The sequence below is a fragment of the Streptomyces sp. IBSNAI002 genome (assembly GCF_052244475.1).
Classification (GTDB): domain Bacteria; phylum Actinomycetota; class Actinomycetes; order Streptomycetales; family Streptomycetaceae; genus Streptomyces.
Genome location: NZ_JBQPXG010000002.1, coordinates 834,498 through 858,990 on the forward strand (window position 1 = coordinate 834,498; position 24,493 = coordinate 858,990).

Annotated in this window: 22 protein-coding genes; 6 read left to right on the forward strand and 16 right to left on the reverse strand. The window is 73.5% G+C overall.

All coding sequences use genetic code 11. The annotated features are described in order from the left end of the window. Positions 1–43: 43 nt before the first annotated feature. Positions 44–1,975: a glycoside hydrolase family 5 protein gene (locus ACTVZO_RS04125; RefSeq protein ID WP_443297033.1), complete on the reverse strand. Its 1,932-nt coding sequence runs from the start codon at positions 1,973–1,975 to the stop codon at positions 44–46. Between the two features lie 175 nt (positions 1,976–2,150). On the opposite strand from ACTVZO_RS04125, the gene ACTVZO_RS04130 reads away from it, so the two are divergent. From ACTVZO_RS04130 to ACTVZO_RS04140, 3 genes are all read left to right on the forward strand, one after another. Next, complete coding sequence (locus ACTVZO_RS04130) at positions 2,151–2,453, forward strand: hypothetical protein (protein WP_443297034.1); 303 nt, start codon at positions 2,151–2,153, stop codon at positions 2,451–2,453. Positions 2,454–2,638: 185 nt separating this feature from the next. Beyond that, a complete protein-coding gene (locus ACTVZO_RS04135; protein WP_443297035.1) occupies positions 2,639–3,100 on the forward strand; it encodes a Crp/Fnr family transcriptional regulator in 462 nt (153 codons plus the stop codon). A gap of 224 nt (positions 3,101–3,324) precedes the next feature. Then, a complete protein-coding gene (locus ACTVZO_RS04140) occupies positions 3,325–3,768 on the forward strand; it encodes an SSI family serine proteinase inhibitor (protein ID WP_443297036.1) in 444 nt (147 codons plus the stop codon). Between the two features lie 70 nt (positions 3,769–3,838). Here ACTVZO_RS04140 and ACTVZO_RS04145 read toward each other — a convergent pair whose 3' ends face one another. Both ACTVZO_RS04145 and ACTVZO_RS04150 read right to left on the reverse strand, forming a co-directional pair. After that, entirely contained in the window at positions 3,839–4,687 is an 849-nt protein-coding gene (locus ACTVZO_RS04145; protein ID WP_443297037.1) for a GNAT family N-acetyltransferase, read from the reverse strand. Positions 4,688–4,743: 56 nt separating this feature from the next. Then, a complete protein-coding gene (locus tag ACTVZO_RS04150) occupies positions 4,744–5,178 on the reverse strand; it encodes a hypothetical protein (protein ID WP_443297038.1) in 435 nt (144 codons plus the stop codon). A 147-nt stretch (positions 5,179–5,325) separates the two neighbouring features. Between ACTVZO_RS04150 and ACTVZO_RS04155 the strand changes: the two genes are divergently transcribed. After that, positions 5,326–6,060 carry an SIR2 family NAD-dependent protein deacylase gene (locus tag ACTVZO_RS04155; protein ID WP_443297039.1) on the forward strand — a complete coding sequence of 245 codons (735 nt, stop codon included), beginning with the start codon at positions 5,326–5,328 and terminating at the stop codon, positions 6,058–6,060. Here ACTVZO_RS04155 and ACTVZO_RS04160 read toward each other — a convergent pair. From ACTVZO_RS04160 to ACTVZO_RS04200, 9 genes are all read right to left on the reverse strand, one after another. Further along, positions 6,057–6,545 carry a VOC family protein gene (locus tag ACTVZO_RS04160; RefSeq protein WP_443297040.1) on the reverse strand — a complete coding sequence of 163 codons (489 nt, stop codon included), beginning with the start codon at positions 6,543–6,545 and terminating at the stop codon, positions 6,057–6,059. The two genes, ACTVZO_RS04155 and ACTVZO_RS04160, sit on opposite strands and share 4 nt — an antisense overlap. A gap of 123 nt (positions 6,546–6,668) precedes the next feature. After that, a complete protein-coding gene (locus ACTVZO_RS04165; protein WP_443297041.1) occupies positions 6,669–10,268 on the reverse strand; it encodes a bifunctional glycosyltransferase/CDP-glycerol:glycerophosphate glycerophosphotransferase in 3,600 nt (1,199 codons plus the stop codon). Positions 10,269–10,452: 184 nt separating this feature from the next. Continuing rightward, the gene (locus ACTVZO_RS04170; protein ID WP_443297042.1) at positions 10,453–10,827 is read right to left on the reverse strand and encodes a hypothetical protein; all 375 of its coding nucleotides are present in this window, start codon (positions 10,825–10,827) and stop codon (positions 10,453–10,455) included. An 88-nt stretch (positions 10,828–10,915) separates the two neighbouring features. Next, positions 10,916–11,413, reverse strand: coding sequence for a roadblock/LC7 domain-containing protein (locus ACTVZO_RS04175; protein WP_443297043.1), 498 nt, complete (start codon positions 11,411–11,413; stop codon positions 10,916–10,918). Positions 11,414–11,484: 71 nt separating this feature from the next. Beyond that, entirely contained in the window at positions 11,485–12,276 is a 792-nt protein-coding gene (locus ACTVZO_RS04180) for a transcriptional regulator (protein ID WP_443297044.1), read from the reverse strand. Then, entirely contained in the window at positions 12,273–12,686 is a 414-nt protein-coding gene (locus ACTVZO_RS04185; protein WP_443297045.1) for a hypothetical protein, read from the reverse strand. The genes ACTVZO_RS04180 and ACTVZO_RS04185 overlap by 4 nt, the downstream gene beginning before the upstream one ends. Before the next feature lie 160 nt (positions 12,687–12,846). Beyond that, positions 12,847–13,137 carry a helix-turn-helix domain-containing protein gene (locus ACTVZO_RS04190; protein WP_443297046.1) on the reverse strand — a complete coding sequence of 97 codons (291 nt, stop codon included), beginning with the start codon at positions 13,135–13,137 and terminating at the stop codon, positions 12,847–12,849. Between the two features lie 97 nt (positions 13,138–13,234). Further along, a complete protein-coding gene (locus ACTVZO_RS04195; RefSeq protein WP_443297047.1) occupies positions 13,235–14,182 on the reverse strand; it encodes a DUF4304 domain-containing protein in 948 nt (315 codons plus the stop codon). Between the two features lie 167 nt (positions 14,183–14,349). Then, the gene (locus tag ACTVZO_RS04200; RefSeq protein WP_443297048.1) at positions 14,350–14,919 is read right to left on the reverse strand and encodes a TetR/AcrR family transcriptional regulator; all 570 of its coding nucleotides are present in this window, start codon (positions 14,917–14,919) and stop codon (positions 14,350–14,352) included. A 126-nt stretch (positions 14,920–15,045) separates the two neighbouring features. Between ACTVZO_RS04200 and ACTVZO_RS04205 the strand changes: the two genes are divergently transcribed. After that, positions 15,046–16,296, forward strand: coding sequence for a helix-turn-helix domain-containing protein (locus ACTVZO_RS04205; RefSeq protein WP_443297049.1), 1,251 nt, complete (start codon positions 15,046–15,048; stop codon positions 16,294–16,296). On the opposite strand, the gene ACTVZO_RS04210 is transcribed toward ACTVZO_RS04205, so the two are convergent. From ACTVZO_RS04210 to ACTVZO_RS04225, 4 genes are all read right to left on the reverse strand, one after another. Then, positions 16,226–18,154 carry an APC family permease gene (locus tag ACTVZO_RS04210; RefSeq protein WP_443297050.1) on the reverse strand — a complete coding sequence of 643 codons (1,929 nt, stop codon included), beginning with the start codon at positions 18,152–18,154 and terminating at the stop codon, positions 16,226–16,228. The two genes, ACTVZO_RS04205 and ACTVZO_RS04210, sit on opposite strands and share 71 nt — an antisense overlap. Before the next feature lie 51 nt (positions 18,155–18,205). Continuing rightward, on the reverse strand, positions 18,206–19,630 hold the full coding sequence (locus ACTVZO_RS04215) for a helix-turn-helix domain-containing protein (RefSeq protein WP_443297051.1): 1,425 nt from the start codon (positions 19,628–19,630) through the stop codon (positions 18,206–18,208). A gap of 161 nt (positions 19,631–19,791) precedes the next feature. After that, entirely contained in the window at positions 19,792–20,247 is a 456-nt protein-coding gene (locus ACTVZO_RS04220; RefSeq protein WP_443297052.1) for a (2Fe-2S)-binding protein, read from the reverse strand. Positions 20,248–20,268: 21 nt separating this feature from the next. Next, positions 20,269–22,497 carry a molybdopterin cofactor-binding domain-containing protein gene (locus ACTVZO_RS04225; RefSeq protein WP_443297053.1) on the reverse strand — a complete coding sequence of 743 codons (2,229 nt, stop codon included), beginning with the start codon at positions 22,495–22,497 and terminating at the stop codon, positions 20,269–20,271. Positions 22,498–23,054: 557 nt separating this feature from the next. On the opposite strand from ACTVZO_RS04225, the gene ACTVZO_RS04230 reads away from it, so the two are divergent. Continuing rightward, positions 23,055–24,476 (forward strand): PP2C family protein-serine/threonine phosphatase, encoded by a 1,422-nt coding sequence (locus ACTVZO_RS04230; RefSeq protein WP_443297054.1) that lies wholly within the window; start codon positions 23,055–23,057, stop codon positions 24,474–24,476. Positions 24,477–24,493: the final 17 nt, after the last annotated feature.

A 24,493-nucleotide genomic window follows, 5' to 3' on the forward strand; every position in this document is an offset into this window, starting at 1 on the left:
CGTCGCGCCGCGGCGCCCGTACCCGCGGACGGGGGTCCGAGGGTCAGGCTGCCGGGAGGGGGCGGCAGAGGAGGGCGGCCGGGGAGGGGCGGGTGGCGGCGCGGGTGGTGAAGGCGATGCCGGCCGCGTATTCGCCGGTCAGGCACTGGCCCTTGTAGTGCCCGGTGGCGAAGTCGCCGCCGGGGCCGCCCGGCGGACGGTTGTCGCCGCGGTCGAACCAGAGGGTGCGGCCGCCCGCGGGGAGGGCCGAGCGGGCCGGTGCGCACAGGGCGGCCGAGACCCGCTCGCCGCGCAGGCTGTAGCCGATAAGGAACTGGCCACCGGGGCACTGGAGTTTGGTGTAGCCGGTGGCCCAGTCGCCGCCCGGCGGGACGTGCCTCTCGTCGCGGACCACGGTGTGCCCGCCCGTTGCGGCCCGCAGGCCGGAGTCGGCGCACAGGCCGCGGCCGCCGGTGTGGCCGAGCCCGGTGAGGAGGGCGCCGTCGGGGCAGACCGCCTTGCGGGCGCCGCCGTCCCAGTCCCCGCCGGCCCGGGTCAGCAGTGAGGCGTTGTGGTCGCGGTGGTCCGTGGTCAGCTGGTGCCAACCGGGCGTGGCGGCGACGGGCCCGGTACGGCCGGGGGTGCCGGTGAGCGCGGACCAGTGCGCGGTGCGCCAGTCCCCCGCGTCCAGGACGCCGGAGCGGTGGCCGGCGGCGTCGTAGCGCAGCAGGGCCCAGGTGTCGCCGCCCGGGGCGCCCTGGGAGCCGGTGCTCCAGCCGACGAGGGGCCAGTACGCGAAGTCGGCGTCGGAGCGGGTGAGCCGGCCGCCGAGCCGTTCGAACCAGGTGCGCGGGGCCGCTCCCGTCTCGTCGGCCCCGATGCCGAACTCGCTGACCCACACGGGTGCCGTGAAGTGCGCGCCGGTTTCGGCGGAGACGAAGAAGGCCTGGTCGTAGAGGGTCTGTTCGAGCTGGGCCGCGGTCATGTCCTGGTAGCGGAGGTCGCTGGTCTCGCCCACGCCGGTCGCGCCGCTGTGCCGCGGACCGGTGTACCCGTAGAAGTGCGCCGAGTAGACCAGCTTGTTCGAGACGACCAGGGTGTGGGACAGCGTGCGTACGGGGGTGAGGGTGGGGCGGCCGTGCGGGAAGCCGTCCACGGGCAGCCCGAACCAGTTGATGCCCTCGACCACGACCAGCAGGTTCGGGTTCGCCTCGGTGAGGATCCGGTCGGCGGCCTCCTGGGCGGCCGCGTGCCAGTCGTGGTGGTCGCCGAGGCCCCAGTTGGGGTCGTCGAAGACGTCGCGGCGGACCTCGTTGTACAGGTCGGCGCCGACCACGCGCGGGTTGTCGCGGTAGCGGCGGGCGAGGAAGACCCAGTCGTCGGCCCACTGGGCGGTGGTGCGGCCGCTGTTCCAGCGCTCGTTGCCGTCCAGTCCGCAGCACCAGCGGGTGGTGACGGTGTGGTTGTTGAGGATGACGGCGAAACCGGCGTCGGTGAGGGCGGCGACGACGGCGTCGAAGACCTGGAGCGGAGTGCGGCCGCGCAGCGCCGGGTTGGCGGCGACGGCCGCGTCCGGGACGGGCGCGCCCTCGCGCAGCATCTCGTTGGAGAAGGGCAGCCGGATGCTGTTGAGCCCCAGGGCCCGGAAGTCGGCGAGCAGGGCGGGCAGCGGGACGCGGTCCAGGCCGAGCGGGATGCCGTGGGAGTTCTGGCCGCTGTGGTGCGTGGCGGGGTCGTCGCGGTCGCCGGAGCCGTTCCAGGACCCCTGGGCTCCGTCCCAGTTGCCGGAGCGCAGCCGGAAGCGGTCGCCCCGCGCGTCCACGATGTACCGGCCCCGGGTGGACAGCGGCGGGGTCCAGCCCTCCGTGGCGTCCGTGGTGTGCGGGGCGTCCGAGGCGCTCACGGCCGTCGCCGCGGCGGTCGTGACCGGCAGCGCCGGCAGGGTGCCGGCCAGCAGGAGGAGGGCGCCGAGAACCGTGCGTAAGAGACTCTTCATCTCGCTCCTGCCGGGGTCCGGCCGTCCGGATCCGGACGGCTGCCGCCGGTCAAGTTACCGGCCGGTCGCGCCCCGGGGGAAGTCACCCTGACGAAACGGCCCCGCGCGGCGCCGCGTCCCTCTACGGTGCCCTGAGGTGATGGGCACGGCACCGGAGTGTGGAGGGGTGGGGCGGATGGACGAAGAAGAGGACATGCGGCTGGCGAGGCTGACCCCGGAGATCTCGCGCCGCACCCTCGCGATGCTGCGCGGCCTCGCGGGCCTGGAGCCGCCGGAGCAGGTGCCCGAGGACGCCATGACCGTCACGGACGAGATCCTGGCCGAGTACGGCACCGACGGCCTGCGGGTGCTGGCCATGACGCTGGCGGCCTGGGCGACGGCGCAGATCGAGAACGTCGCGGAGCTGAGCGGGCGCAGCCACGAAGCGGTGCTGGACACCATGGAAGTGGCCTGCCTGGAGGCGAACGCCGAGGACTAGCACGCGTACGGTGCCCGCCCGCGCCGGCGGGCACGGTACGGGGCGGGACAGGGCGGGGGCGGCCGTGCGCGGTGCGTCCCCCGGCCCCTCCGGAAGAAGCGCCGCCCGATCCGGTCTGGATCGGGCGCGCGTCGGCGACACTGGGTTTAGCAGTGCGCTGTGGGGGGTCGTGATCGGAGGCCGTCGTGAGCACACCTTCCCCCGTCCGGATGGCCGCCGTGCTGTCCGCCGAGCATCGTGGCCTGCTGATGTCCCAGGCCCGCGAGGTCAATTTTCCCGAGGGTGCGCGGATCTTCGACGAAGGCACCCGGGCGGAGTCCTTCTGGATCGTGCGCTCCGGCACCGTGACCCTGCAGATCCCCGTGACCGGCCGCCGTACGCCCGCGCCGGTGGAGAACCTCGGTCCCGGTGAGCTCGTGGGCTGGTCCTGGCTGTTCCCGCCGTACACGTGGCAGCTGAGCGCCGAGGCGATGACGCCGGTGCGCGCGTACGAGTTCGACGGGGCGCGGGTGCGGATGCTCATGGACGCCGATCCCGCCTTCGGGTCCGCGATCGGCCACTGGGTCGGGCGGGTCCTGGCACTGCGGCTGCAGCAGACCCGCACCCGCCTGCTCGACATGTACGCCCCGCGCGCCTCGGCGAGCTGACCTCCCCGCGGGCGTTTCGGAGACGTTTCGGGGGTGTGTCCGGTCGGTGTTCGGCCGATTCGGGGGACCGCTCCCCCACAGGTCAGCCCCTGCCGCACCGCTGCGTACTGCACTCATCCACACACGGTCGGTGACGGAAAACGGCGGTGCGAACGGGCGTTCACGGCCCCGGTGGGCAAGACTCTGTCCGCTATCCGAAACGCCAACCCAAGGGAGTGTTCGAAATGCGGTCCATCACCAGGGGTCTCGGGCTCGGTTCCGCCGCCATGGCGCTCACCGCGCTCACCGCGCTTGCCTGGCCGGGGTCGGCCGGAGCCGCCCCTTCCGGCACGGAAAGCCTCTACGCCCCGTCCGCGCTCATCCTCGGGGTGACCACCGGGGACGACACCGCGACCGGCACCGTGCTGCGCGCGGTGACCCTGGTGTGCGCACCGACGCCGGGCGGGACGCACCCGGACCCGGCCGCCGCCTGTGCGGAGTTACAGTCGAACGCGCCCTCCCTGGACGCCCTCGCGGCGCCCGAGCCCGGCACCGCCTGTACCAGGGAGTGGAATCCCATGACGGTGACGGCCGACGGGGTCTGGCAGGGCCGCCGGCTGAACTACGAGTACACGTTCGCCAACCCCTGCGGCATGCGCAACACCAGCGGCACCCTGTTCGACTTCTGACGGCCACCGGGCACGGGTACCGGCCGGGCGGTCCGTCGACAGCCGCCCGGCCGGACAACCCCCGGGCCGGTCAGCCCAGTTCGAGGCTGGTGACCCCGTAGATCCCGGCCAGTTCGAGGGCGGGCGCCGGGCCCGTGTACATGCGGGCGGTCTCGAACACGGGGACCAGCCCGAGGCCGGCGAAGACGGGGGCGGCCAGCGGGTTGGAGTCCGGTACGTCCACGGACACCAGCCCGCCGGGCGCGTGCTCCGCGAGCCCCCGAAGCAGGGCGGCCGCCACCTCGGGGCCGGCCGCGTAGAGCGGGCCGACCCGGGAGGCCCCGCTGGACGGGCGGACCACGCCCACTCCCTCGATCCGGCCCTCGCGGACGGCCGCCAGGGCCGTCCGGCCGGGCAGCCCGGTCCAGGCGGCGAGGAAGGCGTCGCGGGCCTCGGGGAAGAACCGGCGGTCATAGGCGGCGAGTTGACCGAAGGGCAGCGAGGCGGCGTCCACCACCTGCACACCTTCGGCGCCCGACGCCCCGCCCTGCGGGGCGCCTTCGTGGCGCACGTTGTTCCAGGCGTGGCGGAAGCCGGACTTGCGGTAGTTCTCCTGCTGCTCGACGACCCCGTCCAGGCCGATGAGCCGCCCGTCGAGCCGTTTCATCGCCGCGTCCCAGACCCGGATTCCGTAGCCCTGCCCGCGGAAGGCGGGGCGGGCGATGTAGAAGCCGATGAAGCCGAAACCCGCGCCGTACCGCACCGCGGAGACGCAGGCCACGGGCTCGCCGTCGAGCCGGCCGACGAGGAAGCCCTCCGGGTCGGCGACCGCGAAGGCGAAACGGTCCGAGTCCCCCGGATTCCAGCCCTCCTCATCGGCCCAGCCCCGGATCATCTCCATGTCCACGGCGCTCGCGCCGGTGATCTCGAATGCAGTCATGCAACACGTTGTAGCAGGCACGGAAGACCGGCACGCACCGGTTCGCCGAACGGGTGTCAGCCCGCGCAGATCACGTCGTCGACCCGGATGGGCTGGGAGTCGAGGCGCACGTACGCCGTGAAGGTGTCCGTGAGTCCGGCGTCCCAGTGGGTGGTGACCGTGGCCCAGCCGACGCCGGCCGACTGGGCCACGGTGACCGGCCCGATGACGATGTCCCGCGGCTCGTTCTGGGCGCAGAGCAGGACGTCGGCGTCCGGGTTCGCCGTCTGCTTGTCCTTGAGCACCGGCGAGATCCGCGTCTCGCGGTCGTGGAGGGTCGGGCCGTGCTCGCCGTAGAAGCCGGCGAGGAAGCGGCCGATCACATCGGCGGAGTGCCGCTCCGGCACCGGGGAAACCACCACCGCCGAGGCGAAGGCGGGAACGGACGACACGGTCGCCGGCGCCAGCAGGATCAGCAGCAGGGCGCCAAGGCTGTACGGCTTGAGCTTCATGTCGGGTTTGTACCCGCCCGTCGCGGCCGAGGGCAGGGACGCGGCCCGGATCTCACCCCTGTGGAGGCCCTGATTCACCGCAGACGGCCGAACGGGTGGCGCGGAATCGGGTCGCGGACGGCCGGGGCCGGTACGTAGGGTCGGATCATGGGGAAGCCGCTCGTCGCAGTGTTCAGTGGGGCCGGGATGTCCACCGATTCCGGGATTCCGGACTACCGGGGACCGCAAGGGCTGTGGAGGCGCGAGCCCGAAGCCGAGAAGCTCGTGACGTACGAGTACTACATGGCCGATCCGGAGATCCGGCGCCGCTCGTGGCTGATGCGCGCCGAACTCGCCGCGCTCGGTGCGCGGCCCAACGCCGCGCACCTGGCCGTGGCCGGGCTGGAGCGCGGCGGAACGCCCGTACGGGTCGTCACGCAGAACGTGGACGGGCTGCACCAGCTCGCCGGGATGCCCGCCCGCAAGGTGTTCGAGCTGCACGGCACGGCCCGGTCGGTGGTGTGCACGGCCTGCCGCGCCCGGTCCGGGATGGACGAGGCCCTGGCCCGGGTCGCCGCCGGGGAACCGGATCCCGCGTGCCGGGCGTGCGGCGGGATCCTCAAGGCGGCGACCGTGATGTTCGGCGAGCGGCTCGACCCGGAGGTGCTGGGGCAGGCGATGGCCGTGGCCAATGGCTGCCAGGTCTTCGTCGCCGTCGGCTCCACCCTCCAGGTGCAGCCCGCGGCCGCGCTGGCCGGGATGGCGGCGGAGGCCGGGGCCCGACTGATCATCGTGAACGCCGAGGAGACCCCGTACGACTCCCTCGCCGACGAGATCGTGCGCGAACCGATCGGCACCGCCCTGCCCCGCCTGCTGACCCGTATCGCGGCCCAGGCCGGCTAGCCGGAGAACCCGTCGGCCGCCCGGCGCATCTCCGCCACGTCCAGCTTCTTCATCTTCATCATGGCGCCGGTGGCCCGGGCCGCCCGCTCCGGGTCGTGGTCGCTGATCAGGTCGATCGCGCCCGGCGGGATGACCTGCCAGGACAGCCCGAACCTGTCCTTGACCCAGCCGCAGTCGGCCTCCTGGCCGCCGTCCTTGGTCAGCTCGGCGTAGTAGTAGTCCGCCTCCGCCTCGTCGGCGCAGTGGATCTGGAAGGAGATCGCCTCCGAGAAGGTGAACTCGGGGCCGCCGTTGAGGCCGATGAACTTCTGCCCGTTGATCTCGAACTCGACGACCATCACCGCCCCGGGACGGCCGGGGCCCGCCTCCGTGTACCGGCCGGTCCGGCCCATCCTGCCGTCCTTGAAGACGGACAGGTAGTAGTCGGCGGCGTCCTCCGCGTTGCCGTCGAACCACAGGCACGTGGTGAATCCGTTGCTGCTCATGGCTGTCTCCGTGTGAGTGCGTGCGGTGTGCGTACGTCCTCACATACAGACCGGCCCCGGGCCCGAAATTCATCGGTGGGCCCGGGGCGGTCCGTGATCGGGCGGCCAATTCGCCCGTACGGCCTACCGGGCGGGCTCGGCGCCCTTCGCGAGCATGCGGTCGACGACGCGCTCGGTGGCGTGGCCGTCGTCGAGGTCGCAGAACTCGTCGCGGAACGCCGCCCGCGCCTGCGCGTACTGCTCCCCGAGGGCGTCCGCGTTCCGCACGGCCTCGATGAGGCTCGCCGAGTCCGCCAGCAGCGGGCCCGGGGCCTTCGCCTCGAGGTCGAAGTTGAAGCCGCGCAGGGTGCTCTTGTAGTGCGCCAGGTCGTACGTGAAGAGCAGGATCGGCCGGCCGGTGAGCGCGAAGTCGAAGATCGCGGAGGAGTAGTCCGAGATCAGCACGTCGGCGACCAGCAGCAGGTCGGTGGCGTCGGGCCAGCGGGACACGTCGACGACGAACCCGTCGCGGACGCCCTCGCGGACCTGCTCCCCCACGTGGTGGTGGCCGCGGACCAGCAGGACGTGGTCCTCGCCCAGCTCGCGGCGGGCCTGCTCCAGGTCGATCCGCATGTCGAGCTTGTAGCCGCCGGACCAGCCCTCGCAGTTCTCCCGCCAGGTCGGCATGTAGAGGACGACCTTCTTGCCCTCGGGCAGGCCGAGCCGCCGCCGGACCTCGGCGACGCGCTCGGCGTCGGGCCGCACCAGTGCGTCCGTACGCGGGCTGCCGGCCTCGATGACCTCGCCGTCGTAGCCGAGGGCGCGCTTGAGGAGGGGCGTCGCGTACGAGCCGGGGGAAGCCAGCAGGGACCACTGGGCGCTGTCGTGCGCCAGCCCTTCCAGGATCTCCGGGCTCGTGTAGTAGTCGTGCACGAAGTCGTGGCCGATCTGCTTGATCGGCGTACCGTGCCAGGTCTGGACGACGACCTGTCCGGCGCGGCGCTCGAAGTGCTGCGGCACGTTGTCGTTGGTCACGTAGTAGCGGGCGCGGGCCAGCAGTTCCCAGGACTCCACGCTGCCGTACTGCACGGCGCGGGCGGTCTGCGGGACCTCGGCACGGCCGTCGCGGACCAGCCAGACGTGCTCCAGCTTCTCGCCGCGGCGCACCAGCTCCTCGTGGATCGCGCGGGGGGAGTCGCCGGCGCCGTTGCCCTGGAAGGTGTCGTAGACGACGACGTCCTTGACGGGCAGGGCGCGCTGCGCCGGGTAGGTCTCGAAGCGGGCGGCGCGCTGGGCGTACCGGGAGCGGTCGTGCGGGCTGAGCAGCGGGTCGGCGACCAGCACCGTCCGGTCGTGGAAGCGGGTCTCGACCCGCATCCGGCGGCCCTGCACGGTGAGCGGGTGCGGTCCGGCGAAGAGCAGGCCGGGGCTCATCTGCACGGGGGCGCCGCGGTCGACGCCGAGCAGGCCCGCGGTCGTGCCGCCCTGGGCGGCCGGGCGCAGGGTGGGCCACCAGCGGCCCTCGGGCAGCGTGGTGCGGCCCGCGTAGGCCTCGGGGAGCACGGGCTCGAAGGAGGTCCGGAAGGTGTCGCCGTCGCGCGTGACGGGGTAGCTGAACTCCACGCCGTGTGCGTTGTGCAGGACCAACTCGTACGGCTCGTCCGTGGGCGCGACGAACCGGCCGCGCAGGCTCACGGCGCCGTCCTTGGCCTCGACGGCGTCGATCAGCGGCGGCGAGGGCTGCACGGAGAGGGTGAGGTGTCCGGTGTTGCCGCGCTTCGCGAACAGGGCGCGGTCCGCGCTGCCGCCGGGCAGGGGCAGGACCAGTCCGGCGAAGCCGCCGCGCTCGTCGTGGGCCAGGCGGTGCTCGGTGCCGTCGGCGCCGACCACGGACAGGCTCCAGGGCTCCGGGGTCCATTCGCCCGGCTCGCACGGGGCGTCCGGTACGGCGGCCAGGTCGGCCAGCGGCACGCGGGCGGTGAAGGGGGTGCGGCCGGACACGGGCGCGCCGGTCTCGACCGGGAAGGTGAGGGCGGTCTCGGTGGAGACGTGGACGGCGCGCAGGGTGGCGCCGGCGCCGACCGCGGCCGCGAGCTCGCCGATGATCTCGACGGCGTCGTCGCCGTCGGGGCGCACGTCCAGGGCACGGGCGCGGACGATCTCGACCTGGATGGTCAGGGAGCTGGTGACCGCCGGGACGACCCGGACGTCGGGGGCCACCCAGTGCGCGGGCGGGTTGTGGCCGGTGTCGTGCTCACCGCCCCTGAGGCGGGCGCGGTGCAGGCCGCCGGCTCCGGTGACGGCGACGGAGGTGGTCCATATTCCGTCGTGCCACTTGCCGCCCGACTGGAAGATCGAGGGGTCGACGACGGCGGTGAAACCGGCCCAGTCGGCGTGCCGCAGCGCGAGGTGCGGGGCCTTCACGGTGGCCATCGGGGAGGCGACCGTACGGGTGCTGACCACGGAGCGGCGGCGCTTGCCGCCCTCGCGGAAGATCAGCATCTTGCGGGAGCCGAGGCGGCTCTCCGCGCCGAGGTGGCCGGGCAGGGCGTAGCCGCGCAGGAGCAGCTTGCCGTCGGCCCAGGCGGCCTGCTCCAGGCGGCTGACGACGCGGCGCTCGCGGGGGCCGAGGGTGAGGATCCTGGCGGGGACCGGCGGGCGGCCCTGCAGGAACGGGTAGTCCGCCTGCGGGCGGGCGATCCCCTTGACCGGCACGCTGTAGTGGTAGTCGCGCTGGTGGTCCTGCAGTGCGATGAAGTCCTCGACGCGCCCTTCGCTGGCCAGGAAGGCCTTCAGGCGGTCGGCGACGGTCAGGTCGGACCAGGGGGCGGTGCCGATCTCGCGGACGAGACCGCCGACCTCCTTGACGAACGCGGCGCGGAAGTCGGCGCCGCCTTCACCGACGTACTTGTAGATGAGCGGGAGCTCCTCGCTCAGCACGTTGTAGTCGTAGTCGCGGAGGTAGCGGACGTACTTGGCGCCCTGCTTGGCCTTGAGGGACTCGCGGACCAGGCGGACGGACTTCACGCGGTCGATGAGCGAGACCGGGTCGGTGGAGCGCTGGGTGATGGAGCGCTCGCCGGTCTCGCGGACGCGCCAGTGGTACACGCAGTCGCTGATGATGTCGACGCTGGACGCGAAGTAGTGCGCGGGGATGCTGACGGGGGCGTCCTCGTAGAGGATGCCCTCGGGGTACTGGAAGCCGTGCTCGTCCCAGAAGGTGCGCCGGTAGACCTTGTTCCACGCGGTGCGGTCGGTGACCAGCGCCGGGAACTTGGAGATGTGGGTCTTCAGCTGCGTCTTGGCGAAGGCCGCCCGGTGCCCCCACGACTGCTGCATGCCGACGGAGCGGAAGCGCTTCACGTTGCCGCCGGCGAAGTCCGAGCCCGTCTCGTCGAGGGCTTCGATCATCCGCTGGTAGGCGTAGTCCGGCATGGTGTCGTCGCTGTCGACGAAGGCCAGGTACTCGCTGTCCGGGTGGACGTGCCGGGCGCCCGCGTTGCGGGCGGCGCCGAGACCGGCGTTCTCCTGCATGACGACCCGGAAGCGCTTGTCCCGTGCGGCGAAGGCCTTGGCGATGACGGCGCTGGTGTCCGTGGACCCGTCATCCACGAGGATGACCTCGAAGTCCTCGAAGGTCTGAGCTGCGATGGATTCCAGGCACTCGTCGAGGTAGAGCTCGACGTTGTAGACGGGGACGACGATGCTCAGGCGCGGGGGCATGGGTGGCAGGTTCTCCAGCATTTTGTGCTCTATTGATGATCAGCTACTCACAGCATCTTACTAGCTGGCAGAATCATGAACTCCGCCGATACCGGGTATACCACGGCTGATCGCCGGGGCGGACGGCAAGAATTCAGCCGCCCGCCACCTCAACGATGCGCAGCCGCGCCGCCTGGCGGGGCGCGGCCCGGAGGAGGCCTCCCGGTCAGATCTCCAGCCCTGCCTCGATCTTCTTCAGCTGGTGGCGGGCCATCGCGAGGTTGGCCCGCCCCCGGTCGAGAGCGAGGTAGAGGAAGAAGCCCGAGGAGCCCCTGCCCTTCAAGAGGCGGATCAGGTGGTACTGGTTCCCCAAAGTGATGAGAATGTCCTCGATCTCGTCGTTGAGGCCCAGCATCTCCATCGTGCGGACCTTGGCGCGGACCACGTCCGTGTTGCCCGCGGCGGCGACCCCGAGGTCGAGGTCCTTGCCGCCGCCGACGGTGCCGAGGGCCATTCCGCTGCCGTAGTCGACCAGGGCGGCGCCGATCGCGCCGTCGATGATGGTGGTGGCTTCCTTGAGTGTGGTCTCGACGTCTGCCATGTCTGGTTCCTCTTTCTCGTTCCTTGCCGGGCGTTACGGGATCCGATGGGGTCTGGTGTCGGGCGGTACGGGGTCAGGCGGTACGGGGTCAGGCGGGGAGGACGGGCGGGGCGGGCGGCAGGGGCGGGAGGGGCGGCGCGGGGAGGCTGCCGCCCGGCCCGGCCGGGGCACCCGGGCCGGCCCCGGCCCCCCGCCGCCCGAGCGTGAGGTCGATGAGCTCGGCTATCCGCAGGCTGGAGCGCCGGGCTTCGAGGTGGAGGCGCCCGACGTTGACGCGCGTCTCCGCGGTCAGGGTGAGGACGGCCGCCTCGCCCGCCGCGTAGGTGGCGACGTAGCCGTGCTCTCCGCGCACGAGCAGTTCGCGGAATCCGCCCTGCCCGGTGCTGTCGCTCAGCCGCTGGGCAACGCCGAGGGCGGCCGCGGTCAGGGCCGCGACGGTCTCGCCCTCCGCCGCGGCGCTGTCCTGGGCGAGGACGAGGCCGTCGGCGCTGGCGGCGAGGGCGCCGGTGAGCTGGGGCACCCGGGCCCGCAGCCTGCGGAGCTCGGCGACTATCTCGGCCTCCGCCTCGGGCGGAACCGTGCTCATGTCGGCCTTTCTCCTTTCGGGCTGCCTCCGCTCGGAGCGGTCGGCTCGCAGGGCCGGTCGCAGCGGGAGCCTCACAGGCTTGCCTCCAGTGCGTCGCGTAACCGGCGGAGCAGCGCCACGTCCGGGGATTGGGCCTGGGTCATCCAGTCGGGCAGGGGTTCCGCGACCGGCGGTGGGGGCGGGGTGTGGGGGGTCTCGACGAGTCCGGCCGCCGCGAGGCGCCGTACGTCGAGCAGCGTGTGGAAGGCGGGCCGGCCCAGGACCCAGGCCAGGTCGGCCGGGGTGCGCACGCCGTCGGCCTGGCCCAGCAGGAGCCGCTGGCGGGCGGTGACGGTCTGGCCGGGTGCGGCGGCCCGCGGTACCACCGGGGCCGTGTCCAGCAGCGGGTAGGGCCAGACCGCGTCGAGGAGTTCCCTGCGGCGCCGGGTCTCGCGTTCCACGGCGGCGGCCGGGACCGAGCGGACGGAGCCGATCCAGTGGGTGGCCCCGCGGCGGAAGCGGGAGGGCCCGCTGCCCGGGGAGAGGGCGAAGAAGGCGGCGTCGAAGATCGCGGCTATGTGGCAGATCTCCAGCTCGCCGCCGGCGAGGCCGCCGCTGTCGACGAGGAAGCGGGCCACCTGGCGGCGGGCGCCGGCCCGGTCCACGGCCTCGCGCCAGCGCTCGGGGGCGAGGCCGCCGCCGGTGGTGAGCAGCACGTCCAGGCCCGGGGTGGCCGGGCTCTCGGCGTGGACGACGTTGCCGTTCTCCAGGAAGAGGGTGCCCCGGTCGCGTAAGAGGGCGCCGGTGGCGCGCTCGGCGGCGAGCCGGGTGAGGAGCGGGGAGACGGCGGCGGCCGCGGCCGCGGTCGGGGCCTGGACGGTCATCTGAGCACCAGCCCCTCCGCCAGGGAGCGGAGTCTGAGGCGCGCGAGGGCGAGGTTGCCGTCGGCCCGGTCCAGCCACAGGTGCAGGAAGACGCTGCTGTCGAAGCTCGTCTCGACGAAGCGCAGCACGTGGTAGCCGGTGCGGGTGGTGACGATCAGGTCCTCGACGGGCTGCCCGGTGGCGTCGGCGGGGACCGCCTCGCCGGGCGCGGCGTCCGCCGGGGCGAAGGACTCGTACTCCGCGGCGGCCCGGGCCAGCTCGGCGGTCTCGGCGGCGGTGGTCTCGTGGTCCCCCACGGGTGAGTCCCCCGCTGTGCCGAGAGCCAGTCCGCTGCTCCAGTCGACCAGCGCGGCCCCCCGCGCACCAGGCAGGGCCATGGCTTCGAGCAGGCATTCGTCGATCCCGGGCACGCGGGCTCCCCTCCCGGCCGGACGTGCGGATTGCACGGTCGTACGGCGCGACAGGAGGGAACTTACTCAAGTTCCACAGTGCGGAAGGGGGTTCTGGCATTTTCCGCTGGAACATGCGCTCAAGCGCGCGACAGCTTGGCCGGAACCCGTCGACTTTTGATCACGAAGCGAGCGGGAGGTCGTCCGAGAGGCGGAACGCCCCGCCCTCGCGCAGGACGTAGCCCTCGTGGCTGAGGGTGCGCAGCAGGTGGTAGACGGTGGGCAGGGGGATCCCGGTGAGCCGGGCGAGCCGCTTGGCCGTCACCCCGCCCTCCGCGTACATCGCCTCCAGGAGGCGCAGCGCGCGCTGGACGGAACCGATCAGGGTGGGTGCGCTGTCCTTCCGGCCGTGGTCCCGGTCGTGCCCGCGGTCGTGGTTCCGGTCCTGCTGCTGGCTGTGGTCGGCGCCCATGGGTGGTCCCCCTGCTCCGGTGCGAGGCCTGGCGAACCCATCAAAGTCGCTCACCAGCCGCAAGACCAGGCTGACTCGCGTAAACCTGAGCATAAGATCACCGGACCTCGGCCCAGTCCTCGAAGTGCCAGGGCGTGTCCACCGCGAGGGGGTGCGGGGTTCCGGAGATGAAGAGTCCGCTCTCGCGCGGGGTGCCCTGTTCGAAGGCGAGGACCAGGGACCCTTCGGGTGTGGTCCGCGCCGAGTCGACGGTGCACAGGGTGAGTTCGCCGAGCAGGGCCAGGGGGTGGGCGGGCAGGGTGCTGCCCGCGGAGGGGACGGTCCGTACGTCGCCCTCGACGCCGTAGCCGACCCGCACCCAGCCGAAGTCCGGCTGTTCGAGGCGCCAGGGGGCGTCGACGTGCAGCCTGGTCTCCCGGTCCCACGCCTCGTCGAGGAAGGTGATGACGTAGCTGGACCGGCGTTCGCCGACCTCGACGACGACGGCCTCCTCGAGCTCCTCGGCCGCGGGGGCGCCCGCTGCCGGGCGCGGCCCGGGGCCGCTCCCGAAGCAGTACGGGTCCAGGCAGTCGGGCACCGGTTCGACGGCCGGGCCGTACTCGGGGGCCAGGTCGGTGAGCCCGGCCCACAGGGCGGGCACCGCGTGGCGCAGCACCACGGCGAGGACGTCCTCGGCGGCCCGGTCGGCGCTGCGCGCGTCGGTGATGGTCCACCAGTGGTCGTGCGGATGGCCGAGCAGCCGCCCGATCCGCGAGTGCCAGCCGAGGGGCCCGACGCGATTGGCCGAAATCCTGCTGCCGACGGCCGGGCGCCGCCGCCGCAGCGCCTCGTGCGCCTCGTACGGGACGGCCCTCAGGTTGACCGTGAACCGGCACCGCTCCGCCCCGTCACCGTCGCCGGCGCTGCGCTGGAAACCGACCAGGGCGTGATCGGGCGCAGCCTCCCGCAGCCGGTACTCGAGCCCGGTGCCGGTGAATCCGGCGTCGCGCAGGGCGGGCGCGATCTTCCGGCGGAGCATCTGGTGGAACAGGTCGGTGGCATTCACCCCGCCAGTGTCACAAACCCCCGGCCGCCCGGGCAAAACCCTCTCCGCGCAGTTCAGCCCGGGTACGAGCACGGGACGGCCGCCGTCTGTGGTGCTCCGGCCGCGGATCCGGGGGGCCGCGGCGGGCAGGGACGCAGATCGTCGGCGGGGCGCCGCCGGCGCGGGGGCTAGGGCCTGTCTGGCGGCGGGCTCTGGAGGAGGCGTTCGGCCATCGTCTCGATGAGGCCCTGCACCGGGTGGGCGTCCAGCAGGGTCGGGGCGGTCAGGTCGTCCACCATCAGGCCCAGCATCGCGAGGTAGAGCAGCACCACTCCCCGGCGGTCGCCGGGGAGTCCCGACTCCAGGTGCCAGGCGACGTTCTCCTCCAGCTCCGATCCCAGGAACCCGGCGAGCTCCGACTGGAGTTCGGGGCGGCGGGTGGCCTCCAGGCGCAGCTCGAGCATGGCGATGTGGACGCTGCGCTCGCGGCGCATCCGGTCCAGCAGTTCGCCGAGCAGCACCTTGGCGTCCAGCGGGCCGGCCAGGTCCGCCGGGTCCGGGACCAGCCGCTCGCGCGTGCGGTGCAGGATCTGCACGAGCAACTGGGCCCGGTTGGCGAAGTAGTTGGAGGTGGTGCCGGTGGGCACGCCCGCCTCCGCGTCCACCGCGCGCAGCGTCAGGCCGCGCGAGCCCTCACGCGCGAGGACTTCGATGGCTGCGTCGAGCAGCGCGGCGCGGCGCTGCGGGTTCTGGCGCATGGGCAGTCCCTGGTCGGGTGCGGCACGTCATGTGAGCACTGCACGCGCAGTGCTTCGCACAAGGTAGCGGATCGACCGGTCCGGGCCCTCCCCACCGCCCCCTCCCCCGTGCCAGGCTGGCCCGTCATGGAGCGGATCATCGAGGAGATACGCGAGGACCTGGCCCGCCGGCTGGCCGTGGCGGCGGACCGGCTCACGGACCGGACGCTGGCCGAGGACCCCGCGTACGCCGCCCTGCTCGGCCGGGCCGAGCTGCGCGAGCGGATCCACCACAACCTCCGCCAGGCCGTCGAAGGCCTGGTCCGCAGCTCCCGCGGCCTGCCGGTGGATCTCGCCGACGCCCGGGCCACCGGCACGCTGCGGGCCGAACAGGGTCTGCCGCTCTCCTCGTTGCTGCGCGCCTACCGCAGCGGCGGACGGCTGCTGTGGGCGGCCCTCACCGAGGCCGTGGCCGCGCACGACCGTGCGGCGCTGCCCCGGCTGCTGCCCGGTGCGAGCGCCCTGTGGGACGTGCTGGACCAGATGACGGACGCCGTGTCCGAGTCCTACCGGCGCACGGAGGCCGCCCGCACGGACCGCGACCGGGAGCGCCGGGCGGCCCTGCTGGACGTGCTGCTGGACGGCGCGCCCGCCCCCGGCGGGCCCGCGGCCTCGGAAGCCGCGACGCAGCTGGGGCTGCCCGAGCGCGGCCGCTTCGCCGTGTTCGTGGTGGCGGCGGACGGCTCACCCGGCGCGGCGGAGGCGGCCGCGGACCGGCCCGTCGCCGCCGGAGCGCCCCGCGTGCTGTGGCGGATCCGCGCCGGCGGAGAGACCGGCCTGGTGGAGCTGGGCCACCATCCGCTGGAGGCGGTACGGGACATGCTGGCGCCGCTCGGGGTCCGTGCCGGGGTCAGCCCGGTCGTGGAGGCGCCCGCCGAGCTGGCCGGGGCGCACCGGCTGGCCGCGCTCGCGCTGCGCAGCGCGCCCGAGTCCGGCGGCCCGCACACGGCCCTGCTGGACGAGGGGCTGCCGGCGGCGCTGGTCGCGGCCCAGGCCGAACTCGCCGGACGGCTGCGGACGGTGGTGCTGGGGCCGGTGCTGGCGCTGCCGGCGGAGGACCGCCGCCTGCTGCTGACCACGCTGGGCACCTGGCTGGCCTGCCAGGGCTCGACGACGTACGCCGCGCAGCGGCTGTACTGCCACCGCAACACCGTCTCGAACCGGCTGCGCCGTCTCGAGCAGCTCACCGGCCGTTCTCTGGCGGATCCCCGGCACGTGGTGGAACTGGCGCTGGCGCACGCGGCGGTGGCCCAGCGGGCCGCGTCCGCTACGGGGCGGGCGGGGACTTCGCGGACTCCAGCAGGTACGGCACGTCGATCACCGCGACCCCCGGGGTGAACAGCAGCCGGGCCTTGAGCCGCAGCGCGTTCTGGTTGTGCAGGGGCTGCTCCCACCAGCGGCCGACCACGTACTCCGGGATCACCACCGAGAGCACGTCCGTCGAGCTGTCGGCCGCGAGTTCCTCGACGTGGGCCAGGACCGGGCCGACCACCTCGCGGTACGGCGAGTGCAGGATCTTCAGCGGGAGGCCCGGGTCGTGCGCGGCCCACGCCTCGCGCAGCCGGGCCGCTTCCGCCTCGTCCGCGGCGACGGTGACCGCGGTCAGGGTGTCGGGGCGCAGGGCCTGGGCGTAGCCGAGTGCCTTCAGGGTGGGGGCGTGCAGGGAGGCGACGAGGACCAGGACGTGGTGGCGGGCGGGTTTGCGCGGCTTCGCGTCGGGGGCGACGGCGACCTGCCGGGCGACCTGGTCGTAGTGGCGGCGGACGCCCTTCATGCCGAGGAAGAGCAGCGGCATGGCGATGACGACGAGCCAGGCGCCGTGCGTGAACTTGGTGATCAGGACGATGACCAGGACCAGGGCGGTCAGGGTGGCGCCGACCGCGTTGATGGCGAGCCGCCGGTGGATGTGCACCCGTTCCTCGCGCGGGGTGGCGGGTGAGGCGAGCTCCCGCTTCCAGTGCCGGACCATGCCCGACTGGGAGAGGGTGAAGGAGACGAAGACGCCGATGATGTAGAGCTGGATGAGCCGGGTCAGCTGGGCGTCGAACGCGACGATCAGGGCGATGGCGGCGAGCGCGAGGAGAACGACGCCGTTGGAGTAGACGAGCCGGTCGCCGCGGTTGAAGAGCTGGCGGGGCGCGTACCGGTCCTTGGCCAGGATCGAGGCGAGCATCGGGAAGCCGTTGAAGGCGGTGTTCGCGGCGAGGATCAGCACGCCCGCGGTGACGGCCTGGAGCAGGTAGAAGAGGAAGTGCCAGCTCCCGAAGGTGGCGCGGCCGATCTGGGCGAGGGCGGTGGAGGTGGCGGTGCCGGGCGGCAGACCCAGCTCGGTGGGGTCGGCGGCGACGTGGACCTGGTAGGTCATGGCGAGCGCGGTGATGCCCATGAACATGGTCACCGAGAGCACGCCCATCACGGCGAGGGTGGTGGCCGCGTTCTTGGCCTTGGGCTTCTGGAAGGCGGGGACGCCGTTGCTGATGGCCTCGACACCGGTGAGGGCGGTACATCCGGAGGCGAAGGCGCGCATCGCGAGGAGCACCACGGCCAGGCCGGTGTAGGTGCCGACCTCGGTGATGGGCAGGTCCGCGGACTCGGCGCGGATGGTGTCGCCGGTCGCCAGCCGTACGGCGGCGCAGGCGAACATGATGTAGATGACGAGGACGAAGCCGTAGGTGGGGATGGCGAAGACGCGCCCCGACTCGCGTACGCCGCGCAGGTTCATCAGGGTCAGCAGCACCACGAATGCCACCGACAGGCCGACCTCGTGGTCGTTGAGGGCGGGGATGGCCGAGGTGATCGCGGCGACACCGGAGACCACGGAGACGGCGACGGTCATCACGTAGTCGACGAGCAGGGCGCTCGCCGCGGTCAGGGCGGCGGTCTGTCCGAGGTTCTCGGAGCTGACGATGTAGGCGCCGCCGCCGCCCGGGTAGGCGTGGCAGGTCTGCCGGTAGGAGGCGACGACGACCACGAGCAGAAAGACGATGGCGGCGGCCGCGTACCAGGTGAGGTGGAGCAGCGCGACGCCCCCGAGGGCGAGGATCAGCAGGATCTCCTCGGTGGCGTAGGCCACGGAGGAGAGAGGGTCGCTGCAGAAGATGGGCAGGGCGAGCCGTTTGGGGAGCAGGGTCTCGCCCATCCTGGCGGTGTCGAGGGGTTCACCGACCAGCACGCGTTTCACATTGATACGCCTCATTGGGGCATGATCGTGCATTATTCGCCTGATTCATCCCTTTTGATGGCGGTGTCACCCGGCGAGCTCCTCCGCCCGGTGCGCCAGCCACAGGTCGTACCGGGCACTGGGGGACTGGAGCAGCGAGCGCTCCAGCAGTGCCTCGATGCGGGTCAGCCGCTTGCGGGCGCCGGGGACGGAGACGCCCAGCGCGGCGGCCGCCGGGACGAGCCGGGCGTCGTGCGCCAGCCAGGTGCGCACGGTGGCGCGGGCGCCCGACGGGGCGTCGGGCCCGGTCAGCGGGCCGAGGTGGGCCCGGGCCCATGCGGTCAGGCGGGGATCGCCCAGCAGCCCGTCGAGATCGGGGGCCGCCCGCACCGCCTCGGCCGCGCTCTCCCCGGTCCGCCCGCCCGGGGTCAGCCGCAGGGCCAGCGAGAGCGCCGCCTGGTCCCCGAGGCGGGCGAGGTCCAGGCCGAGCAGGGTCTCGACCAGGCGGAGCCGGGCGGCCAGGGTGTTGCGGTGGATCTTCAGCAGCCGGGTCGCGTGCGAGGAGAAGTTCAGCCAGGCGTGGGCGGTGGCCCGCAGTTCCTGCCCGCCGGGGTCCTGCGGACGGCGGGGCTCGTACCCGTGCAGGGGCGCCAGCAGGGCCTCGGCCCAGCCGGCCCCGGCCCCGTGGGCGGCCAGCGCCAGCTCGGGACCCGGCCCGAAGCGGGCGTGCCGCCCGGCCCGGCCGCGGGCGACGGCCAGGGCGTGGAAGGCCTGGGTGTAGGCGGCCGGGGCCCCGCGCAGGCCGGCCTCCCCGCTGACCCCGACCACGCAGTCCGGGGCCACCTCCGCCAGCGCCCCGGCCAGCGGGTCGTGGTCGTCCCGGGCGGAGGCCAGGGCCGCAGGGACGAGCACGATGAGGTGGCGCACGTAGACCGGGCAGCGCACGATCCAGGCCCGGCCGCCCGTCAGCTCCGCGCACCGCCGGGCCACTTCGCCGCGCCGGCCGGTCCGGCACTCCACGACGTACATGCGCATCGGCTCGGGCAGCGAAGGCCCCAGCGCCTCGGCCACCTGGTGGGCGCTGGAGAGCCGGCCGTTCATCAGCAGGTGCAGCACCGCCTCGCGGGCCCGCTCCTCGGCGAGGGCGGCCCGCGCCTCCCGCCGCTCGGCCTCCTCGGCGCGCAGGACCAGGGCCAGCGGTACGGCGGCGTCCGCCAGCAGCGCGGGCGCCTGCGGATCGTGCGGCCGGTCCAGTACGGCGGCCAGCGCGCGCCCGCCGTCCAGCGCGAACAGCAGCGTGGCGGCCCGGGCTCCGTGCAGGACGGCCGACCGGACGCCCCGGACGTTCATCTCGGCGGCGGCACGCAGCACGGGCTCCGGCCCGCGCCCCTGCTCGGCGTCGACCACCCCCGCCCACCCGCCCAGGCGGGCGGCGAGCCATTCCAGCAGCGCGGCCGACCCTCCGGTGTGGGCGAGCCGGTGGACCTTGAGGACGTCGTCTGACCGGGACACCGCGGCATTGAACCACCCGCCGCACACTGTGCGCAGTGATACCCGTCTCGCGGCGTCACTGGGCGGAGCGAACCCTGCGAACGGTCCCTGACCGGCATAGGTTTGGCCACGAGCGGCCGGATCCCGGCATCCGCGGGGGAAACGCCGGGGTCCGCCGCCGCTCACATCCGGGCGGCCGCGCTGCGGATGGCCTCGCGGATGCGGAAGTAGGTCCCGCAGCGGCAGATGTTGGCGATGGCGTCGATGTCCTCGTCCGTGGGGTCGGGGGTGCGCCGCAGCAGGGCCACGGCCGCCATGATCTGGCCGGGCTGGCAGAAGCCGCACTGGGCGACGTCCTGTTCGAGCCAGGCCTCCTGCACGGGGTGCAGCTCGTCCCTGTCGGCCAGCCCCTCGATGGTGGTCACGGCCTTGCCCGCGCACGCGGAGACGGGCACCACGCACGGCCGGACGTCGGTGCCGTCGAGGTGGCTGGTGCAGGCCTTGCAGACGTCCACGCCGCAGCCGTACTTGGGGCCGGTGACGCCCAGCATGTCGCGCAGGACCCAGAGCAGGGGCAGGTCGTCGGGTGCGTCCACGGTGACGCTCTGCCCGTTGACGGTGAAGGTGTGGGAGGGCACGGCCGTACTCCTGGCTGCGGGCTATCGCGGGTAGGGGGTGAAGTCGACGTCGAAGTCGAGGGGGAAGCTGCGCGGCTTGGAACCGGTGGCGCGGGCCCAGGCGTTGGCGATGGCGCCGACCGCGGCGGGGACGCCGAGCTCGCCCGCCCCGCCCGGCTCGTCACCGGTGGCGGGCAGCACGTGGACCCGTACGTCACGCGGGGTGTCGCGCTGCCGGGCCCAGTGGAACTGGCTGTAACTGCCCTCCAGTGGGAGGCCCTTGTCCAGGTGCAGTCCGGCGCGCAGGGTGGTGGAGATGGCATCGGTGAGGCCGCCGGCCATCTGGGCCTCGAGCCCGCGCGGGTTGACGGGCAGGCCCACGTCCACGGCGATGACGGCCTTGGTCACGCGCACGCGCTCCGGATCGCGGGTGTCGATCTCGACGAGGCAGGCCGTGCGGGACTTGTACTCCTCGTGGAAGGCGATGCCCTGCGCGCAGCCCGCCGGCATCGGCCGCCCCCACTGCCCTTCCGTCGCGGCCTTGTCGAGCACGGCCCGCTGGGCGGCGGTCTTCAGGAAGGTGCGGCGGAAGGCGTACGGGTCCCGGCCGGTCGCCGCGGCCAGCTCGTCGACCACGATCTCCTCGGCGCCGCGGGTGTTGGCCGAGTACACCGAGCGCCAGGAGCCGGTGGGGATACCGGTCGGCACCTCGGTGAGGGCCTGGGTGGTGAGCCCGAAGTGGTACGGGGACTTGACGGTGGTCAGGAACAGGGTCTGGGCCAGCGTCGCGTTGCCGATGCCGAGGGGCAGACTGGCCGCGGTGGCGGTGATGATCTCGCCGAGCCCGTGCCGGAAGTCGGTCTCGGCCGCGGCGACGCGGTGCTCGAAGCTGAGGATCTCGCCCAGCAGGTGCGTGGCCCGGATCCGGTGGTGGGTGGCGGGGCGCATCCGGCCGTGCCGGGTGTCGTCCACGCGGGTCCACATCAGCCGGACGGGGCGGCGGCAGGCCTTGGAGATCCGGGCGGCCTCCAGGGCCGCGTCGAAGAAGAGCCGCCGCCCGAAGGAGCCGCCGGCCTGGACGACGTGCACCGTGACCTTGTCCAGAGGCAGGCCGAGGTCGGCGGCGATGGTCTGGCGGGCCACGATGGGGGACTTGAGGCCCGACCAGATCTCGGCCCGGTCGTCCCGTACGTCTGCGACGGCGGAGTTGGTCTCCATCGGCGCGTGGCTGACGAAGGCGAAGTCGAACTCGGCGTCCACGTACGGGGTGAGCAGCGGGGGCACCAGCAGCGGCGGGGTGGCGGCGCGCAGCTTCGTACGGATCTGCGCGTCGGAGAGCGCGTCGGCGGGGCCCGGCCCCCAGGTGACCTGGAGGGCGGCCTTGGCGGTGAGGGCCTGCCCGAAGGTCTCGGCGACGACGGCGACCCCGGTCGGCACGGTCACCACGTGCAGGACGCCGGGCATGGCCTTGACGGCGGCGAGGTTGGCCACGGCGCGGACCCCTCCCCCGAGGGTCGGCGGCCGGCGCACCACGCAGGGCTTCGCCCCGGGCACGTCGAGGTCGAGGGTGTACCGCTGGGCTCCGGTGACCATGGCCCGGGCGTCGATGCGGCCGGTCGGCTTGCCGACCAGGGTGTGCTTCGCCGTCTTCTTGGGGGTGGCACCGAGGACGGCCAGGCCCGGGTCGGCGGCGGCCGCCGCGAGGGAGCCGTAGTCGGCGGTGCGCCCGTCCGGGGCCCGGACGGCACCGTCCGCGGTGGTCAGCGTGGACGGGGAGAGGCTCCAGCGGCGCGCGGCGGCGGCCACGAGCCGGGCCCGGGCGGTGGCGGCGCACTGGCGGACCGGCCCGTAGAGGGAGCGTATGGAGTTGGAGGAGCCGGTGAGCTGGTTGAAGAGCAGTTCGGGCCGGGCGTCGTCCAGTTCGACGCGTACGGCGCCGAGCGGCGCGTCCATCTCCTCGGCGACCAGCATGGCCACGGCGGTGGTGAGGCCCTGGCCGACCTCCTCGCGCGGCAGCCGGAAGCGGACCGTCCCGTCCGCCTCGACGGCGAGCGCGAGCAGGGCCGAGGTGGGTGCGCCGGCCAGGATGAACAGGTCGCCGAGGTCGATCACGTCGGCGATCGCGGGCAGGCTGGGCACCACGGCGTGCGCGGGCTGCGGGGCCAGCGCGTCGGCTCCGGCACGGGTGACGAGCGCGAGCGTCGGCGCCGCGACCAGACAGGTGAGGAAGGAGCGGCGGCTCTGCCCCGCCGGGTGGTTCTGCCCGGTCATGCGTGTCGTCCCCACCCTGCGCGGGCCCGTGCCGTGCCGCGCGGGCCACCCCCGGTTCGTTACCGACACGTAGGGTAACGATCAAGGGGTGCGCTGGGAAGCCCCGGGAAGCGCGCCCGGGAAACCGGGGCGGGGCGGCACGGGGCAGCGCGGGGCGGCGCGGAACCGAGGGGGTCATTCGTTCGGGGGTACCGCGGTAGGGGTGGTGTTCCCGACCCGAACGGAGGCGCGGGGCTCGTACGCCTCGGCCGTACGCTCGATCCGCCGCGCCCGTGGGGCCTGTTTCCGGCCGTTGCTTCCACCCCCGTTCCGGGTCGCCGGAGGCCTCCGCCCCGGGACCGGGGAGATGGGCGCGCCAGGGCCGATCATGGGGCCCTGACCTCGGCTGACCGGATTCGTTCGTACGGGAGGGACACGCCGCAAGGCCTCAGGTATATGCCAGGAGCAAGACCGTTGCGGATGTTGCCAAACGCCTTACACGCCGTCGCCGCCTGTGCAACAGTCGTAACCGGTCCTTCCTTCAGACTTGGCCGTGCCGCGCCTGTATCGGAGTTCTCATGCCGTCCCACCTGTTCGCGGACCGTCCCGCGCAGCCGCCCGAGCCGGGGTCGGTGGACGCACTGATCTCACAGACCCGGCGCCTCCGGGGTGACGTGGACGCGGTCCGCCGCGACACCGTCGTGGACGACGACGACGCCCAGGGCCGCTGGCAGCGCGCACTGTGCGACCTCGCCGTGCACCACCTCGACGACCTGCGCGAGCACCTGGGCCAGCTCAAGGAGGGCCTGCCGCCCGCGCCGGAGACCGTCGTGCTCCCGCAGGCCGCGCCCGAAGCCGGCCCCGAGGCACAGACACGGGTCGGCAGCGCCGAGTGGAACCTGCTGACCGACGAGGTCAGCTGGTCCGACGAGCTGTTCCAGATCTTCGGGCGGTCCCCCGAGGCGGGTGCGCTCCCGCTCGACGAAATGGGCTCCACCCTGTTCTCCGAGGACCAGCCGCTGCTCACCGCCTGGGTCACGGCGTGTCTGGTGGACGGCAAGGCGATCGACGGCGAGTTCCGCATCGTCCGGGCCGACGGCCGGGTCCGGACGTTGCACATGAGGGGCGAGCCGGTACTCGACTCCGACGGCTGCACGGCCTCCATGTGGGCCGTGCTGCGGGACGTGAGTGAACTGCGCCGGAGCCAGCGGGCGGTGCGCGAGTCACGGGACTCGCTGCAGCGCCAGCGGGAGATCGCGCAGACCGAGCACCGGCTTGCGGTCGAGCTGCAGGAAGCCGTGCTCCCCCCGTGGCGCGGCTCCCTGCGGTTCCCGCACCGCAACACGGGCACGCTCGACGTGGCCGCGCACTATCTGCCGTCCGCGACCAGCGCCCTGATCGGCGGCGACTGGTACGACGCCCTTGAACTCCCCGACGGACGCTCGCTGCTGACGGTCGGTGACCTGACCGGCCACGGGGTGACCGCCACCTCCGGCATGGCGATGATGCTCGGCGCCCTGCGCGGCATGGCGATGGCGGGCATCGAGCCCGGCCCGTTGATGGGGTGGCTGAACCAGCTCCTGGAGACCTCCGTGCAGCCGGCCCTCGGTTCGGCCGTGTGCTGCCGCTACGATCCCGAGCGCCGCGTCCTGTCCTGGGCGCAGGCCGGCCACCCGGCCCCGCTGCTGTTCCGGCGCGGCTCCGGCCGCTCCCTGCTGCCGCCCGAGGGCGTCCTGCTCGGCGCGACCTCCGGGGCCTCGTACGGGCAGGCCGAGGAGCGGCTCGAGGAGGGCGACGTACTCGTCCTGCACACGGACGGACTGACGCCGCGCAGCATCGAGTTCAGCCGGGCCGACGGAACGGAACGGCTGCTGGCGCTCGCACCGCGCTTCTCGGCGGCGCGGTCGGCTCAGGACTGCGTGCGCATGGTGATCGAGGAGTTCGGCGAGAGCGAGCGCGAGGACGACGCGTGCGTGCTGGTCGCACGGGTCGGTCCGTAGCCTGGCGGTAGGAACCC